This window comes from Neptunitalea chrysea (assembly GCF_027924145.1).
GTDB lineage: Bacteria > Bacteroidota > Bacteroidia > Flavobacteriales > Flavobacteriaceae > Neptunitalea > Neptunitalea chrysea.
In genome coordinates, this window is record NZ_BRVP01000015.1 from 68,559 (window position 1) to 84,226 (window position 15,668).

The 15,668-nt window shown below is 33.0% G+C and carries 18 protein-coding genes and 1 riboswitch; of the genes, 12 read left to right on the forward strand and 6 right to left on the reverse strand.

The genetic code is table 11. The features are described from left to right. Window positions 1–2: 2 nt before the first annotated feature. Together NBRC110019_RS11595 and NBRC110019_RS11600 are read left to right on the forward strand one after the other, a co-directional pair. On the forward strand, window positions 3–512 hold the full coding sequence (locus NBRC110019_RS11595) for a DUF6452 family protein (RefSeq protein WP_281755018.1): 510 nt from the start codon (window positions 3–5) through the stop codon (window positions 510–512). Further along, complete coding sequence (locus tag NBRC110019_RS11600) at window positions 478–1,266, forward strand: DUF6048 family protein (protein WP_281755020.1); 789 nt, start codon at window positions 478–480, stop codon at window positions 1,264–1,266. Before NBRC110019_RS11595 ends, NBRC110019_RS11600 begins: the two co-directional genes overlap by 35 nt. 16 nt (window positions 1,267–1,282) lie before the next feature. Here the strand turns inward: NBRC110019_RS11600 and NBRC110019_RS11605 are convergent, their stop codons facing one another. Together NBRC110019_RS11605 and NBRC110019_RS11610 are read right to left on the reverse strand one after the other, a co-directional pair. Further along, window positions 1,283–1,513 (reverse strand): hypothetical protein, encoded by a 231-nt coding sequence (locus NBRC110019_RS11605; protein ID WP_281755022.1) that lies wholly within the window; start codon window positions 1,511–1,513, stop codon window positions 1,283–1,285. A gap of 11 nt (window positions 1,514–1,524) precedes the next feature. Further along, window positions 1,525–2,685: a THUMP domain-containing class I SAM-dependent RNA methyltransferase gene (locus tag NBRC110019_RS11610; RefSeq protein ID WP_281755023.1), complete on the reverse strand. Its 1,161-nt coding sequence runs from the start codon at window positions 2,683–2,685 to the stop codon at window positions 1,525–1,527. 89 nt (window positions 2,686–2,774) lie between these two features. Between NBRC110019_RS11610 and NBRC110019_RS11615 the strand changes: the two genes are divergently transcribed. From NBRC110019_RS11615 to NBRC110019_RS11625, 3 genes are read left to right on the forward strand one after another with little or no spacing between them, the layout of a single operon-like run. Then, window positions 2,775–3,521: a class I SAM-dependent methyltransferase gene (locus NBRC110019_RS11615; RefSeq protein WP_281755024.1), complete on the forward strand. Its 747-nt coding sequence runs from the start codon at window positions 2,775–2,777 to the stop codon at window positions 3,519–3,521. Continuing rightward, a complete protein-coding gene (locus NBRC110019_RS11620; protein ID WP_281755026.1) occupies window positions 3,521–4,204 on the forward strand; it encodes a ZIP family metal transporter in 684 nt (227 codons plus the stop codon). The genes NBRC110019_RS11615 and NBRC110019_RS11620 overlap by 1 nt, the downstream gene beginning before the upstream one ends. 1 nt (window position 4,205) lies before the next feature. Beyond that, window positions 4,206–4,631 (forward strand): DUF4268 domain-containing protein, encoded by a 426-nt coding sequence (locus NBRC110019_RS11625; protein ID WP_281755027.1) that lies wholly within the window; start codon window positions 4,206–4,208, stop codon window positions 4,629–4,631. On the opposite strand, the gene trhA is transcribed toward NBRC110019_RS11625, so the two are convergent. Further along, window positions 4,628–5,254, reverse strand: coding sequence for a PAQR family membrane homeostasis protein TrhA (gene trhA / locus NBRC110019_RS11630; protein WP_281755028.1), 627 nt, complete (start codon window positions 5,252–5,254; stop codon window positions 4,628–4,630). The genes NBRC110019_RS11625 and trhA overlap by 4 nt on opposite strands. Before the next feature lie 130 nt (window positions 5,255–5,384). Here trhA and NBRC110019_RS11635 point away from each other — a divergent pair, with 130 nt between their 5' ends. From NBRC110019_RS11635 to thiD, 5 genes are all read left to right on the forward strand, one after another. Further along, complete coding sequence (locus NBRC110019_RS11635) at window positions 5,385–6,683, forward strand: alkaline phosphatase family protein (RefSeq protein WP_281755029.1); 1,299 nt, start codon at window positions 5,385–5,387, stop codon at window positions 6,681–6,683. Between the two features lie 274 nt (window positions 6,684–6,957). Next, window positions 6,958–7,048, forward strand: a riboswitch (TPP riboswitch). Window positions 7,049–7,126: 78 nt separating this feature from the next. Beyond that, window positions 7,127–7,930, forward strand: a complete 804-nt coding sequence (gene thiM, locus NBRC110019_RS11640; protein WP_281755030.1) for a hydroxyethylthiazole kinase — start codon at window positions 7,127–7,129, stop codon at window positions 7,928–7,930. After that, window positions 7,920–8,543, forward strand: coding sequence for a thiamine phosphate synthase (gene thiE, locus NBRC110019_RS11645; protein WP_281755031.1), 624 nt, complete (start codon window positions 7,920–7,922; stop codon window positions 8,541–8,543). Before thiM ends, thiE begins: the two co-directional genes overlap by 11 nt. Beyond that, window positions 8,540–9,196 (forward strand): thiaminase II, encoded by a 657-nt coding sequence (gene tenA, locus NBRC110019_RS11650; RefSeq protein WP_281755032.1) that lies wholly within the window; start codon window positions 8,540–8,542, stop codon window positions 9,194–9,196. Before thiE ends, tenA begins: the two co-directional genes overlap by 4 nt. After that, entirely contained in the window at window positions 9,184–10,002 is an 819-nt protein-coding gene (gene thiD, locus NBRC110019_RS11655; RefSeq protein ID WP_281755033.1) for a bifunctional hydroxymethylpyrimidine kinase/phosphomethylpyrimidine kinase, read from the forward strand. Before tenA ends, thiD begins: the two co-directional genes overlap by 13 nt. 21 nt (window positions 10,003–10,023) lie before the next feature. Here the strand turns inward: thiD and NBRC110019_RS11660 are convergent, their stop codons facing one another. The 3 genes from NBRC110019_RS11660 to NBRC110019_RS11670 form a co-directional block, all read right to left on the reverse strand. Further along, complete coding sequence (locus NBRC110019_RS11660) at window positions 10,024–11,025, reverse strand: 2-hydroxyacid dehydrogenase (protein ID WP_281755035.1); 1,002 nt, start codon at window positions 11,023–11,025, stop codon at window positions 10,024–10,026. A gap of 372 nt (window positions 11,026–11,397) precedes the next feature. Next, window positions 11,398–12,054 (reverse strand): response regulator transcription factor, encoded by a 657-nt coding sequence (locus NBRC110019_RS11665; protein ID WP_281755036.1) that lies wholly within the window; start codon window positions 12,052–12,054, stop codon window positions 11,398–11,400. A gap of 185 nt (window positions 12,055–12,239) precedes the next feature. Further along, a complete protein-coding gene (locus tag NBRC110019_RS11670; protein ID WP_281755037.1) occupies window positions 12,240–12,929 on the reverse strand; it encodes a Crp/Fnr family transcriptional regulator in 690 nt (229 codons plus the stop codon). A gap of 118 nt (window positions 12,930–13,047) precedes the next feature. On the opposite strand from NBRC110019_RS11670, the gene NBRC110019_RS11675 reads away from it, so the two are divergent. Then, the gene (locus NBRC110019_RS11675; protein ID WP_281755038.1) at window positions 13,048–15,420 is read left to right on the forward strand and encodes a heavy metal translocating P-type ATPase; all 2,373 of its coding nucleotides are present in this window, start codon (window positions 13,048–13,050) and stop codon (window positions 15,418–15,420) included. 73 nt (window positions 15,421–15,493) lie between these two features. Then, window positions 15,494–15,667, forward strand: a complete 174-nt coding sequence (gene ccoS, locus NBRC110019_RS11680; protein WP_281755039.1) for a cbb3-type cytochrome oxidase assembly protein CcoS — start codon at window positions 15,494–15,496, stop codon at window positions 15,665–15,667. Window position 15,668 lies beyond the last annotated feature (1 nt).

Genomic DNA, 15,668 nt, shown 5'->3' on the forward strand with positions numbered 1-15,668 from the left:
CTATGAAAAATAAGATTGTACCGATACTTGCTGCCATAGCCTCGATTTTTATTTTTGGAGGTTGTGAAAAAGATGATATATGTACAGACGCTGTTACCCCTAGCCTTATTATAAAGTTCTACGATGATACTAGTCTTAGCGATATTAAAACCGTTACTGAATTAAGGGTATATGGTGTTGGTAATGAAGACGAGATGATTATTGACAGAGTATCTAATTTAGATAGTATTTTAGTCCCTTTAAAAACATTGGAGAATACCACTTCTTTTGTACTAATATCTAACTCGGGGGATGATGATACTACCGGAGAAGAAGTAGGTAATATTGATACTATTTCATTTAATTATGTAACTAACGAAATATATGTATCTCGCGCATGCGGATACAAAGTAAATTATAGTCAGTTATCTAGCACAATTACCGACGACGGAGACAATTGGATAACTTCAATATCAATAGAAAATAACGAAGTAGTAGATGAAAATCAAGCACACGTTAGTATATATCACTAGTATACTTTTTGGTATATATGGGTATGCACAGAATACCGACACTACCACAACGACAAGTGAAACTCCTACCGACTCGGTAGTTTACAAGCAACGTTATGGCTTACGTGTTGGAGTAGATCTAAGCCGACTTGTTAGATCATACACAGATGATGATTACCAAGGTTTAGAAATTGTTGGTGATTATAGGCTTAACCATAATTGGTTTGCAGCCGCAGAGATTGGGTCTGAAAAGAAAACCACCGATGAGGATTATTATAACTTCACCACTAAAGGAAACTACATTAAAGTAGGTGCCGATATCAATACCTACGATAACTGGTACGGAATGGAAAATGTAATTAGCCTAGGTTTCAGATACGGCTTTGCCACTATGAGTCAAACTGTAAATAGTTATACCCCTTATGTTAATGACCCTTATTGGGGCGAAGGAGATACTTCTGGAATCAATACTGATATTTTAAGAGAGTACAGTGGTTTAAGTGCTCACTGGGTAGAATTTGTAGTTAGCATGAAGGTAGAGCTGCTTCACAACATATACTTAGGTGGTTCAGTTAGAATAAATAAACTTTTAACTGATAAGGCAGGAGGTGATTTTCCTAACTTATGGATTCCTGGGTTTAACAAAGTTACCGATGGTAGCTCTATTGGCATGGGATACAACTACTCTATTACATACCTGATACCACTTTATAAAAAATCAAAATCTCAGGAACAGAAAAAAACTGAAGAAAAGGAAAAAGCTCCTAAAAAATAATAGGAGCTTCTTAAACTTATACTGCAATAGGTGTTTTTAGAAATAATATTTTCATAAACACCTGCTCTTTTCTATCTACTTTCTGCACAAAAAACTTAGGGGCTACTATTACCGACAAAAATGCTGATATGAACATTACAAACATATCCTGCTGCATAAATAGTGGTACAATTACAAAACGTAACAAGAAAAATACGAGTGTAAAACCCAAAAAATTAAATAATAATGATTTATGTTTAGGCTTCATTATACTTTGACTTAATTATTCTGATATTTAGCTTTTTTACTACCTGCATACATCTCATACTTCACAAACCTACTTTCAAGCTTACCATTAAATAAAGCTATTTTCCTAGAAGGTCTTAACCCAACATGTTTTAACGATTCTAAGTTCGAGGTTATTAACCATGCATTAGTATCTGCGTATTGTTGTTTTAAAGTGTTGCCTATAGCTTTATAAAAGGCTTCTATATCTATTTGTAAACGCTCTCCATAAGGCGGATTAAATACCATATGTAGCTTACCGTCTACAGGCTTATAAGTTTCAAAAAAGTTATATTGCTTAATGGTTATATACTCAGAAAGATTAGCATTCTTAACATTATCATTTGCTTTCATTACTGCAGAAGGAGCCTTATCATACCCATAAATTTTATAATAAAATTCTCTGGTTTTGTTTAAACTACTTTCTACAATTTTCTCAAACAAATCGGCATCATAATCAGCCCATTTTTCAAATGCAAACTCCTTACGGTTAATATTCGCAGGAATGTTACATGCAATCATTGCAGCTTCTACAGGGATTGTACCACTACCACACATAGGATCCATAAAATCGCATTGCCCATCCCAACCACTTAGTAATAACATACCTGCTGCTAACACCTCGTTTATTGGTGCTATATTAGTAGCCGTTCTGTACCCTCTATGGTGTAATGAACTACCTGAACTATCTAATGAGATAGTAACCCTATTTTTATGGATGTGAATATTAATACTAATATCAGGATGCTTTACATCTACATTTGGTCTTTTACCCTCTGTATTTCTAAACTTATCTACAATGGCGTCTTTTGTTTTTAAAGCTACAAATTGCGAATGATTAAAAATAGCATCTGAAAGTGTTGCATGAATGGCAAATGTTGTATTTACATTCATAAGTTTATCCCAATGCATTGCAAAGACTTTATCATACAAATCGTTCTCATCTCTTACAGAAAACGTTTCAATTGGTTTCAAAATTTTCAAAGCAGTTCTTAAGCTAAGATTTGCCTTATACATAAAACCTTTATCTCCTTCAAAAAAGACACCCCTAACTCCGGTTTCAACCTTCATTGCCCCTAAGTTTCTTAACTCTGTAGCTAATACATCCTCTAAACCGTATAAAGTTTTCGCCAGCATTTTAAAATTTTGTGCCATAATCGCTTTTATGTAAAATCTTTGTTAATGATTATTGTTCGGCAAAAATACAGTAAATTTGTAAGATTAACATTTTTGGAAAAAATTAAATGCCTCCAACTGAAAATAAATCAAAAAAAGAAAACTGGTATTCCTCTTGGTTTAATACGCCTTATTATCATATACTTTATAAAGATCGTGATGATAAAGAGGCTAAATTTTTTATGGATACCCTAACCAACTACCTTAACCTACCTGAGGAAGCTAGTATTTTAGATGTAGCTTGCGGAAAAGGCAGACACAGTATTTATCTTAATTCTATTGGATACAATGTAACAGGAATAGACATCTCTGAAGAAAGTATTGCACATGCCAATAAATTTGAGAATCCAATGTTACACTTTGAAGTGCATGATATGTGCCAACCATATCACAAAACTTTTGATGCGGTATTTAATCTTTTTACAAGTTTTGGGTATTTTAAAAACGAAGAAGATAACTTAAATGCACTTAAAGCATTTAAGGCAAATTTAAATGAAACTGGATTTGGCGTAATAGATTTTTTAAATATTAGAAAGGTTATTCCAAACTTAACGTCTAATATGCAGAAAACAGTTGAAGGTATTACTTTCCATATTCATAAATATGTAGAAGACGGGTATATTTTTAAAAATATAAAATTTACCGCAGAAGGTGAAAACTTTGAATTTACTGAACGTGTAAAATCTCTGACATTAAATGACTTTGAAGCATATTTTGAAGAAGCAGATATGTATCTTTTAGATGTTTTTGGCGATTATAAACTTAAAAAATTTGACGAAAAAGAGTCAGATCGTATGATTCTAATATTTAAATAATGAACTACCTTTTACCCATAATATCCGTTTTGGTGGGATTTGGTTTTGTAATTATAGTACACCCCAAAAACTCCAATAATCTTAAACTATTACTTGCTTTTAGTGGTGCCTTTTTATTATCACTAACTGTGTTTTCTTTGTTACCCGACATTTACCTACATAACGACCATGTAAACAACAAAGTTATTGGTGTGTTTTTAATGGCAGGTATTTTGCTACAAATTTTTTTGGAATTTTTCTCTAAGGGAGCTGAACATGGTCATGTGCATTTAAACAAAAAGAAACAAACCTTCCCATGGATGCTTTTTGTTAGCTTAAGTATTCATGCTATTTTAGAAGGTTTTCCTTTACACAGCCACGAAACATTGGTTTACGGTATTGTAATTCATAAATTACCCGTAGCAATTATACTGAGCACCTTCTTTTTAGAATCTAATATAAAGAAGTCTAAAATTGCTATATTTTTGGTGTTATTCTCTCTTATGACTCCTTTTGGTACGTTCTTAAACAACAACATTACTTCTTTACATGAATATGAAACTCAAATTTCGGCTTTAGTAATTGGGGTATTGCTACATATTGCAACCACTATCTTGTTTGAGAGTTCAGAAAACCATAAGTTTAACCTCAATAAAATTATTGTTATTATACTAGGTATCGTTGTTGCATTTTTTATAGATTAATATGTTTAGTAAAGAAGATTCGAGAAAATTACGTCAAGAGTTTTGGATTTCATTCGGAAAATCATTCCCTAGAAAATGGATTTTATATAATACCAAAATAAAAGACTTTAGCTTTAAATTTTATTTTGACACGAAAAAAGCCATGGTTATGCTTGATATTGAAGACCAAAATTTGGAAAACCGGATTAACTATTATGAAAAAATGGTTTCTCTGAAAAGTCTTTTACAAGAATACATTCCTGAAATTATCTATGAAGACATCTATTTTCTTGAAAACGGAAAAGAAATTTCAAGGATTTATATTGAAAAAAAAGGAGTATCGGTGCATAATAAGAACACCTGGCAGGAAACTATGGTATTTTTAAACGAGACCATGCAACAGTTTGAAATGTTCTACTACGAGTACGAAGAGGTGATTAAAGGTTAAATAATATACCAAAATATCATGAGGTAATGACATATACTACCAGCCAAAACAAACAAATGCCATATTACATGATTAAACGGTAATTTCTCCCATACGTAAAATACAATCCCACCGCTATATGCTACCCCACCTGCAATCAACAAATTCATTCCTCCTGAAGGCAATACTTCTTTAAGTGCAGTAATATCAAACATAATAAGCCATCCCATCACCAAATACAACACCAAGGAAACTATCTCAAATTTTCCAGTAAAAAATATTTTAAGAAAAGTACCCACCGCAGCAATACCCCATACCAGCCAAAATAATAACCATCCATTGCTGTGACTTAAAGTTAGTAACACTACAGGACTGTAGGTACCTGCAATAAGGTAATAAATACTTATATGGTCTAGAATACGAAAGAAATATTTCTTCTTCTCTTTGGTTGCATAATGGTATAATGTAGACACCATATAAAGAAAGGTTAATGATACCGCATACAATATGATACTTGCAAAGTTCCATGACTTTGTTTCATTCTGATAATACAGGAGCAACACAAACCCTAATAAACTTAGTAAAAAACCTATTGCATGTGTAAGTGAGTTATAAAATTCCTCTTTGGGTGTTTGTTTCGCCATAACAACAATTTTAGTGCAAAGATAAATGGTTATAATTTTCAGTCTCTAAAAAATAACCTTTTCACAACTGAAAACCGTATAATTCAACCACTACTTTTCTTTATATTTCAATCTTTAAAAAAACATAAAAATGACTGCTCATAAACACGTCCTTATTTTAAAAAAAATCCTATTTATAGCATTAAGCTTTTTCTTTTGTAAAGTAAACTCACAAGAAGATATTAGTTACAAAAAAAGTGTAAAACTTGAAATCGTTAATAAAAAATTCAAGAATACACCTGAAGCCGAAAAGCAGCCTTATGTAATTATGGTCTCCTTAGACGGTTTCAGATATGACTATCCCGAAAAATACAATGCAAAAAACATTTTGGAAATTGGAAAAAACGGAAGTTATGTAACCAGATTAATCCCCAGTTTTCCCTCTAAAACATTTCCTAATCATTACAGTATAGCTACGGGTTTATACCCTGCTCATCATGGAATTATATCCAACTCATTTTATGATAAAAGCAGAGAAGCAGAATACAAAATAAGTAAACGCTACGCCGTAGAGGATGGAAGCTGGTACGATGGGGTTCCTTTATGGAATTTAGCGCAACAACAAGGTATGTGCAGTGCATCGTATTTTTGGGTAGGATCTGAAGCTAATATAAATGGCATGCACCCCACATATTATTATAACTTTAATCAAACTAGAAATTATGGTTACAGAGTCGATAGAGTTTTAGAGTGGCTTCAATTACCGGAAAAAAAACGCCCTCATATGATTACCTTATACTTTTCGCTAGTAGATACTCAAGGTCATAGAAACGGTCCAAACTCTGAAAAGTTGCAAGAAGCAGTATCTATAGTTGATAAACAAATAGGTAGATTAAGAGCAGGTATTGCTAAACTAGATATGCCCGTTTATTTAATTGTTACCGCCGACCATGGTATGGATGATTTAACAGAGGAAATAAATATCCATGATTTTATAGATTTAAAAGACAATGAGTTTTACAAAGGTCCTGTAGCTATGATTTACACTAAAAGTAAAGAAGAAAAAGAAAGGGTTTATAATACCTTATCTGAACAGACTAGTTTTAAAACATACAAGCAAGAAGCTGTTCCTAACTATTTAAATTTCAAAAACCAAGATAGAATAGGTGATCTTGTATTAGTTTGCGATGCGCCTTCTGAGTTAGTCTATAAAAAAAGTAAAAAATCGGGTCCTATTTCCCCAAAAGGCACGCATGGATACGATCCTTTTGAAAACAAGAATATGGGAGCCATTTTTTATATAGAAGGACCAAACATTAAAAAAGGCTATGTACAATCGGCTGTTGAAAATGTACATATCTACCCATTGGTAGCACATCTATTAGGTCTTAAAATAACACAACCTATAGATGGTAATTTGCATGCATTAGAAAGCATGATTGAACGATAGAGTATTGTAACTGCCTTAGATATCGCTGTAGGAGCAAGCTCAGGAACAGCCATTTCTTTTGCTCTAAACGTGGTAACATCGGTTATTCCAATAAATCATAAAACTACATAGAGATAACGAAACTAGTGTTTTAGAATATGCCCTAACCCACTATGGAAAAACGTTGCATACTGCCATACAAGAACTTTATAAATAGGGACTAAAACATAAAGAAAAAATAAAAGAAAAATTCTAAAGAATCGGATATTTAAACAAAAAACTTTTGTACCTTTAAAATAACATTTCGGGGTGCCCTTGGGCTGAGATGATACCCGTAATACCTGATCTGGTTAGCACCAGCGTAGGAAATGATGTTAGTAAATTAATTGTTTAGAAATTATGAATGCGTCATTTTCTCATGCTATCAGAGAATGACGCATTTGTTTTTTAATCAATTATAATATATGACTATTACTAAAAATTCCATAGCTAACAACTTAGTTCAACTAAAAGAAAAAGCTCCTCTTGTTCACAATATTACTAATTATGTTGTAATGAATACTACAGCCAATGCTTTACTTGCCATTGGTGCTTCTCCGGTAATGGCACATGCTGCAGAAGAAATGGCAGATATGGTTTCTATTGCCAGTGCTCTAGTTTTGAATATAGGTACGCTAGACAATCAATGGATTGAAGGCATGTTAGAAGCTGGTAAGGCAGCAAAGAAAAAAGGTATCCCAATTATTTTAGACCCCGTAGGTGCCGGAGCTACTCCTTTACGAACCAAAACATGTTGGAAAATTATTGAAAACTGCAGTCCAACAGTTATTCGAGGAAATTCTTCCGAGATTATGGCACTAATAAATGAAGGAATTAAAACAAAAGGTGTTGATAGTACTATGTCTACCGAAGATGCGCTTACCGCAGCTAAAGCACTAGCTCTTCAAATAAATGCAACAGTTGTAATTAGTGGAGAAACAGACTATATTACCGATGGAGTAAATACACACAGCATTAAAAACGGACATCCACTAATGCCTAAGGTTACAGGTTTAGGATGTACGGCTTCTGCATTGTGTGGTGCTTTTTGTGCTACAAATCAAAATACTATTGAAGCCTGTACCAGTGCAATGGCCATTATGGGAATAGCAGGAGAAATTGCTGCTAGAAGTTCAAATGGTCCCGGTACTTTACAGCTTCACTTTTTAGATATATTATACAATTTATCTACTACACACATTGAAGAAAACTACATCTATGAAAGCTAGTTTTAATCCTTCATTATATTTGGTTACAGACAGTACCATGGTTTCTATAACCGAACTCCCTACTATTGTTGAAAAATGTGTTTTAGGAGGTGTTACTATGGTTCAGCTAAGAGAAAAAACAGCTTCAACCAGAGCATTTGTATCTATAGCTTTTCAACTAAAAGAAATACTTGCTAAATATCATGTCCCGTTAATTATTAATGATCGTATAGATGTAGCATTGGCTATAGATGCAGATGGAATTCATATTGGTCAGGACGATATGCCCTACCATATCGCCAGAAGAATTTTAGGTCCGGATAAAATTATTGGTCTGTCTGTTGAAAGCTATAAACAGGTAGAAGAAGCTAATTTATTAGATGTTGACTATATTGGTATTTCTCCTGTATTTAATACCCCTACCAAAACAGACACTAAGACCACCTTTGGTATTGAAGGTGTTGAAAAAATAGTAGCTATGTCAAAACACAGAACAGTAGCCATTGGAGGGATCCATTTAGACAATGCGAGACCAATAATAAAAGCAGGGGCTAATGGAGTAGCAGTAGTTTCTGCACTAATGAAAGCTACTGACCCTAAAAAAGAAGCTCAAAAATTTAAAGAGATACTATGACAAAATGGAGTGAACATGCATGGGAAACTATACAGCCCATTTATAATAAAATAGTAGAACACCCTTTTATAACAGAATTAAAAGAAGGCACATTACCAGAAGAAAAATTTGCGTATTATATTCAACAAGATGCATTGTATTTAGCCAATTTTGGAAAAGTTCTATCGGGTATTGCAAGCAAACTTTCAGATGCTGAGCATATCCAAGATTTTTTAGGCTTCTCTACCGGAACTATTATGGTAGAAAAAGCACTTCACAAAACATTTATACAATCGTTCTCGGTAAACATATCTACCGAAAAATCCCCCTCTTGTATGCTCTACACAAATTATCTTCAAACGCAATTGGCAGCGCACCCTTTAGAGGTAGCTATAGCTGCCGTTTTACCCTGCTTTTGGATTTATAAGGAAGTGGGTGATTACATCTTAGCTACGCAAACAGCTACCAATAACAAATACCAAACATGGATTGATACTTATGGTGGTGAAGAATTTGCTAATTCGGTGACCAAAGCAATTGAAATTAGCGACTATATTGCCTTAAAAACAACAAAAGACATACAAAAACAAATGCTGGATGCCTTTACAACAGCCTCTAAAATGGAATGGCTATTTTGGGATAGTGCTTATCAACTTGAATCATGGAGAATATAAATCAATATTATAAAGTACTCACTATCGCAGGCAGTGATAGTGGTGGCTGTGCAGGAATTCAGGCAGATATTAAGGCTATTTCAGCCTGTGGTTGTTATGCCGCTTCCGCTATTACCGCATTAACCGCTCAAAATACGGTGGGTGTTCAAGAGATACACCCAGTACCTATAGCCTTTCTAACACAACAACTAGAATCTGTTTTATCAGACATTTCATTTGATGCTATTAAAATAGGCATGCTGCACAGCACTGAAGTTATACTTAATGTTAAAGAAATACTTCTAAAATATCAGGTTAAAAATATTGTTATAGACCCCGTAATGGTTGCTACTTCGGGCGATCCGCTTTTACAATCTGAAGCTATAGAAGCCTTAAAAAAAGAGTTACTCCCATTAGCTACACTAATCACCCCTAATTTACCAGAAGCTTCTCTTTTACTAGGCAAACAAATTAAGCATCAGGAACATCTAATTGAAGCTGCAACTACTTTAGGTCAAATCTGCGACACCTCTGTATTATTAAAAGCAGGACATTTTACAGATGATATTCTTACAGACATATTATTTGATAATAACATAAAACAAACCTATACTTTTAAAAATAAAAGAATTCAAACTCAAAATACACATGGCACAGGTTGTTCACTGTCTTCAGCCATAGCGTCCTTTTTAGCTAAGAATCAAGAACTAGATACTGCCGTTCAAAACGGCATCAATTACCTTCACCAAGCCTTAGAACAGGGCAAAAATTATAAATTAGGAAACGGTCACGGCCCTATAAAACACTTTTATAAATTTTGGGATTAGATTAAAGACTTGTTTATAATATTACAAGTTAATACTATTAGTCACTTTTTCTCCCTTAAAGAATTGAATAATATTAATAGCGGCAGCTTCGGCCATGGCCATTCTTGCCGTTACCGTTGCCGAACCAATATGTGGGGTAACGGCAACATTCTCCATTTTTAATAAAGGATTTGCTTTAGCCATTGGTTCCGGATTTGTTACATCTAATCCTGCTCCCCAAATTTCTCCAGTTTTTAAGGCTTCAATTAAGTCTTCCTCTACATGAACACCTCCCCTAGCAACGTTAACAAAAATAGAGGTAGACTTCATTTTTGAAAAAGTATTCTTATCAAATATACCTTGAGTATCAGAAGTTAAATTGCAGTGTACGGACAGCACATCACTTTCTATTAGCAATTTATCAAAAGACACATACTTAGCATTTAATTCATCATTTGCTTTTTCATTAGGCTTTCTATTATGATAGATAACCTCCATATTATAAGCTTGCTTACATAGTTTTGCCATTTCAAAACCTATGCTACCCAACCCAAAAACACCTAAGGTTTTATTATGAAGCTCCTGCCCCAAAAAATCTGTAAACTTAAAACTATCCCATGCTCCTTTTTTAATGAGCTCATACATGTAAAACATTTTTCGGGAGGCTGCCAACATCAAGGCAAACGCAATATCTGCAGTAGCCTTATTCATGGTATTAGGTGCATTTGCTACAAGTATATTCAATTTTGTAGCTGCATCAATGGCTATATTATTATAACCAGAAGAGGCCTGTGATACAATTTTCAATCTAGAGTTCCCCTCCAATAATTCTTCTTCTATTACTATTTCTCCGGTACTTAAAAAAGCATCACAGTCTAGCAGCAACTCCTTTACTTTAGTATTTGACAATGAAATATCTCCATCCCAAACCAATAAATTAAATCCAGATTTAGTTAATAACTCAATTGCAGAAGAGGGGATATTTCTATTTACAAAGATTTTTTTATTAACTGAAAAATCGTGAGGAACATAAGTATGTAGCATAAAATTTTGAGTATTATAAATTTATGATAGAAAATAATCCTCGGGGCAAGCCCTCGAAGCATTTATAAAAAATTCCATTTCTATTATCCAGACAAATCTGGGAGAATTTAATATCGATTATAACGTAAAAGTACAAAAATAAAAAAGCTGTCTTTTCAGACAGCTTTTCCCCCCAAACCAAACCCTTAAACATATAAAATGTTTAATTGTTTAAACACAATAATTATTATAAATAATAACTATTGATATTTTTAATATATATTGAAATAAATATTAGTATCTAAATCCAAATTTACAACGCTTTTTCCAATTGCGCTTCAAAACAAATATCATATATTATATTTATCAAGTCAATACGTATTTATACGTAATCTACACTTCGTCTAAAGAAAGATAATTGTTTTTAACCGCATAAACAATAACCCCAATAAAATTCTTACTCTTTGTTTTCTCCATAATGCGTTTTCTATGGGTCTCCACAGTTCTTACATTAATATTCAATTCATCAGCAATTTGTACACTATTGTATTCTTTAGCCGCAAGCTTTATTACCTCTAACTCTCTTTCAGATATCAATATCCCCAACGGATTTTCCGCCTTATCACCATACTCAATTAATTCTTTCAAAGCCCAAGATAAATCTTTACCTAAATAAAAATCTCGTTCTGTTAATATTCGTATCGTTTCTTCTAAATCTTCCGGGGATGAGTTCTTTGTAAAAAAACCATGCACCCCAAACTCCATCACTTTATGGATACTTTCGCGTGTTGTTAATTGGGAGACCATTATAATTTTAATCTCTGGATATTTTTCTCTTAACACCTCACTAGTCTCATACCCATCCATTACTGGCATTTGAATATCCAATAAAACAATATCCGGATGTATTTCTGAAGTTTCTAAAAAGGTAAGAAAATCTTTCCCATGCTCAGATTTTGAGAATACCTCAACATTCTCAAAAGTTTCCAATAAAATGGCAAGACTCTCTCTAAACAGCTTGTGATCATCTACTACACTTACTTTAATCATAGCAATTTGGGGTTGTTCTGGATTTTTCTTTTATTTTCAAGATACAAATTTACCTTGAAACATCTAAGTAATATATGAAAAAAAGACATAAATAAGAGGGTTTTCCCTTTCTTATTTATGTCTTTTTTAACTATTTATTCATTGTTACTAATGCCATAAATAGTTAAAGTAGATTTGTTATTTCATTACATTATACCATCAGAAACATTCTGTATTTTTAAAATACTGGTAATCTTAATACGTTTTCCTTTTACTTCAATAAGTCCTTTTTTAGAAAACTCAGAAAGCATTCTAATTAAAGATTCTGTTGCAGTACCAACCATTCCGGCAATCTCTTCTCTCGATAGCTGTACTTTTATAAATCCGTCTACATCTTCCCCAAAGGTATCATGAAGATATAATAAAGAATCTGCCAATCTTTGTTTTACATTCTTCTGTGCCATATTTACAGCACCATCATCAGAATTTTTTAAATCATAGCAAATATCTCTTACTACCTCAACCGAAAAATCTGGATTACCTTTAAAAGAAGTCATTATTTCTTCTCTAGGAATAAAACAAACCTCCATATCATTAACAGCTACTGCACTTAAGTTTACAGATTCGTCGCTAATAACACTACGCTGACCTAGTAGATCTCCTTTGGTAATAAACTTCACAATATGATTTTTACCATTAGGACTTAGCTTAGTAAGTTTACAAGCGCCTTCTCTAATACAAAAAACACCTTTTAAATGGTCTCCTTCTTCAAAAAGAATATCTCCTTTTTTTACTACTCTAGAAACTTTACAGCCAGAAATTTTTATTAATTCTTCCTTATTCAAAGCTCTCAAAGAACTAAATTTTCTAATAATACATTGTTCACATTTACTCATAACAAAAGGAAGATTTTAGGTTAAACAATTTAATTTGTAAATTTAAGAAACGTATGACAATTATCATATTTTTTTCACCTATTGATTATCATATTTGTTTTAGGTAAATGAGCAAATTATGGAATCACGATGTTATCACTGTGGAAACCCCTGTGAAGACACGACTATTGTACACGATGATAAAACATTCTGTTGCAATGGCTGTAAAACCGTTTATGAGATTTTCTCTGAAAACGAGTTAACATGTTACTACGACATGACCCAAACCCCAGGAACCACTCCACCGGAGATTGAAGGTAAGTACAATTATTTAAACAAACCTGAAATTACAGAAAAATTATTAGAGTTTAATGATGGTACCATTCAAATTGCTACCTTATTCATTCCAAACATTCACTGTAGTTCTTGTATTTGGTTATTAGAAAATCTTCAGAAACTTAACAAGAATATAAGTAGCTCTATAATTAACTTCCCTAAAAAAACGGTTAGAATTACCTATCATGCAACCGAAACTTCATTAAAAGACATTGTATTGCTGTTAAGTAGTATAGGCTACGAACCCTACATAAGTCTAGAAGACTATGGTGGAAACAAAAAAGGTATTAACAGAGATATTATCTATAAGCTAGGGGTAGCTGGATTTTCTTTCGGAAATATAATGCTATTATCTTTCCCTGAATATTTCGAAGTAGATGAATACTGGCTAAATCAATACAAGTTCTTATTCAGGTGGCTTATGTTTACCTTAAGTCTTCCCGTGGTATTCTATGCTGCTAACGACTATTTTAAGTCGGCCTACAAAGGATTAAAATCTAAGTTTCTAAATATAGACATTCCAATTGCTTTAGGCATATTGGTTCTATTCATCAGAAGCTTTTTTGAAATTGTAACCAATCAGGGACAAGGTTTTTTTGATAGCCTTACTGGTTTAGTTTTCTTTTTATTGCTTGGCAAATTCTTTCAACAAAAAACATACAACTTTTTATCTTTTGAAAGAGACTATAAAAGTTATTTCCCAATAGGAATAACCAAAATAAATTCAGATAAAACGGAGGAAACTATTCAGGTATATGACATTGAAAAAGGGGATAGAATACTGATTAGAAATCAAGAGCTAATTCCTGTAGACGGAATTCTTATTAACGGTAACGCTCAAATAGATTACAGCTTTGTAACCGGAGAATCTCAAACCGTATATAAACAAAGTGGAGATAAATTATTTGCCGGTGGTAAACAAACAAGTGGCGCTATAGAAATAGAAGTACTTAAAAGCATATCGCAAAGTTACCTTACCCAATTATGGAGTAATGATGTTTTCAATAAAAATAAAGAAGATGGCTTTAAATCTATTACAGACTCTATTAGTAAATACTTCACCATTGCTATCTTATTAGTAGCCATAGTATCAGGATTATTTTGGTACTTCTATAGCCCAGAAAAGTCATGGAATGTAGTTACAGCAGTACTTATAATTGCTTGTCCGTGTGCATTGGCCTTATCGGCTCCATTTACTATGGGGAATCTTTTACGCATTTTAGGTAAAAAGAAATGTTATCTAAAAAATGCAGATGTACTAGAAAAACTAGCAGATATAGATACCGTTATTTTTGACAAAACAGGAACCATTACCCATAGTAACAAAGGGGAGTTAAGTTATGAAGGCGAAGCTTTTACAAACAAAGAAGAAGTTTTTTTAAAAAACACTCTAAGAAACTCTAATCACCCCTTAAGCAGACAACTTTATAAGCTTCTTAATGCAAATGATATAGTAGCTCCTGATTACTTTGAAGAATTTACAGGAAAAGGAATGGTAGCCACTTTTAACAATCACGAGATAAAGGTAGGATCACCTGCATTTGTATCAGATACTGTGGTTGCCACCACTACTAGAACCACCGTACATATTAGTAGTGATCATAAATACAAGGGGCAATACTTGTTTAGAAATCATTATAGAGATGGTATTTCTGAATTATTTGAAAAGCTCTCTGAAAATTATAAACTAATTATACTATCAGGAGATAATAATAGTGAAAAGGAGGCTTTAACTAAGATGCTACCAGAAGGCACTGAATTACATTTTAATCAAAAACCAGATAGTAAATTGGAGTTTGTAAAAAAACTTCAAAGTAACGGTAAAAATGTATTAATGGTAGGTGATGGATTAAATGATGCCGGAGCTTTAAAACAAAGCAACGTAGGAATTGCTATTGCCGAAAATGTAAATGTATTTTCTCCTGCTTGTGATGCTATTCTAGACGCAATTAACGTACGTAATCTTAGTAAATATTTACATACATCTAAAACGTCAATTCGTATCATAAAAGCCAGTTTTTTACTGTCTTTCTTATACAATATTGTTGGATTAAGCTTTGCGGTGAGCGGAAATTTATCTCCGGTTATTGCCGCTATCTTAATGCCATTAAGCTCCATTAGTATTGTAACCTTTGTTACAGTACTCACCAATATCATTGGAAAACAACTAAAATAGTTGCCGACTATGATAAATATCATTCTTTAAGGCTAATTACAAAACTACATTTGTTTAACATTCGAAAATAGGTATGAGTGTCATTTACATTTTAATAACTGTTAGCATTATAGTTGCTATCGTATTCTTTACCCTTTTTATCAGAGCAGTAAAATCGGGACAATACGATGACAGCTACACCCCATCGGTGCGTATGCTTTTTGAAGACGAACTTGTTAAAGAAAAAACTAAGAATAAACAATCATAAT

Bases quoted from the DNA above. Each gene is read 5' to 3' on its own strand.
- NBRC110019_RS11600 (WP_281755020.1), top strand. From the start codon at position 478: ATGAAAATCAAGCACACGTTAGTATATATCACTAGTATACTTTTTGGT.
- NBRC110019_RS11595 (WP_281755018.1), top strand. From the start codon at position 3: ATGAAAAATAAGATTGTACCGATACTTGCTGCCATAGCCTCGATTTTT.
- NBRC110019_RS11610 (WP_281755023.1), bottom strand. From the start codon at position 2,685: ATGGCACAAAATTTTAAAATGCTGGCGAAAACTTTATACGGTTTAGAG.
- NBRC110019_RS11625 (WP_281755027.1), top strand. From the start codon at position 4,206: ATGTTTAGTAAAGAAGATTCGAGAAAATTACGTCAAGAGTTTTGGATT.
- NBRC110019_RS11615 (WP_281755024.1), top strand. From the start codon at position 2,775: ATGCCTCCAACTGAAAATAAATCAAAAAAAGAAAACTGGTATTCCTCT.
- NBRC110019_RS11635 (WP_281755029.1), top strand. From the start codon at position 5,385: ATGACTGCTCATAAACACGTCCTTATTTTAAAAAAAATCCTATTTATA.
- trhA (WP_281755028.1), bottom strand. From the start codon at position 5,254: ATGGCGAAACAAACACCCAAAGAGGAATTTTATAACTCACTTACACAT.
- NBRC110019_RS11675 (WP_281755038.1), top strand. From the start codon at position 13,048: ATGGAATCACGATGTTATCACTGTGGAAACCCCTGTGAAGACACGACT.
- ccoS (WP_281755039.1), top strand. From the start codon at position 15,494: ATGAGTGTCATTTACATTTTAATAACTGTTAGCATTATAGTTGCTATC.
- thiM (WP_281755030.1), top strand. From the start codon at position 7,127: ATGACTATTACTAAAAATTCCATAGCTAACAACTTAGTTCAACTAAAA.
- tenA (WP_281755032.1), top strand. From the start codon at position 8,540: ATGACAAAATGGAGTGAACATGCATGGGAAACTATACAGCCCATTTAT.
- NBRC110019_RS11660 (WP_281755035.1), bottom strand. From the start codon at position 11,025: ATGCTACATACTTATGTTCCTCACGATTTTTCAGTTAATAAAAAAATC.
- NBRC110019_RS11620 (WP_281755026.1), top strand. From the start codon at position 3,521: ATGAACTACCTTTTACCCATAATATCCGTTTTGGTGGGATTTGGTTTT.
- NBRC110019_RS11605 (WP_281755022.1), bottom strand. From the start codon at position 1,513: ATGAAGCCTAAACATAAATCATTATTATTTAATTTTTTGGGTTTTACA.
- thiD (WP_281755033.1), top strand. From the start codon at position 9,184: ATGGAGAATATAAATCAATATTATAAAGTACTCACTATCGCAGGCAGT.
- thiE (WP_281755031.1), top strand. From the start codon at position 7,920: ATGAAAGCTAGTTTTAATCCTTCATTATATTTGGTTACAGACAGTACC.
- NBRC110019_RS11665 (WP_281755036.1), bottom strand. From the start codon at position 12,054: ATGATTAAAGTAAGTGTAGTAGATGATCACAAGCTGTTTAGAGAGAGT.
- NBRC110019_RS11670 (WP_281755037.1), bottom strand. From the start codon at position 12,929: ATGAGTAAATGTGAACAATGTATTATTAGAAAATTTAGTTCTTTGAGA.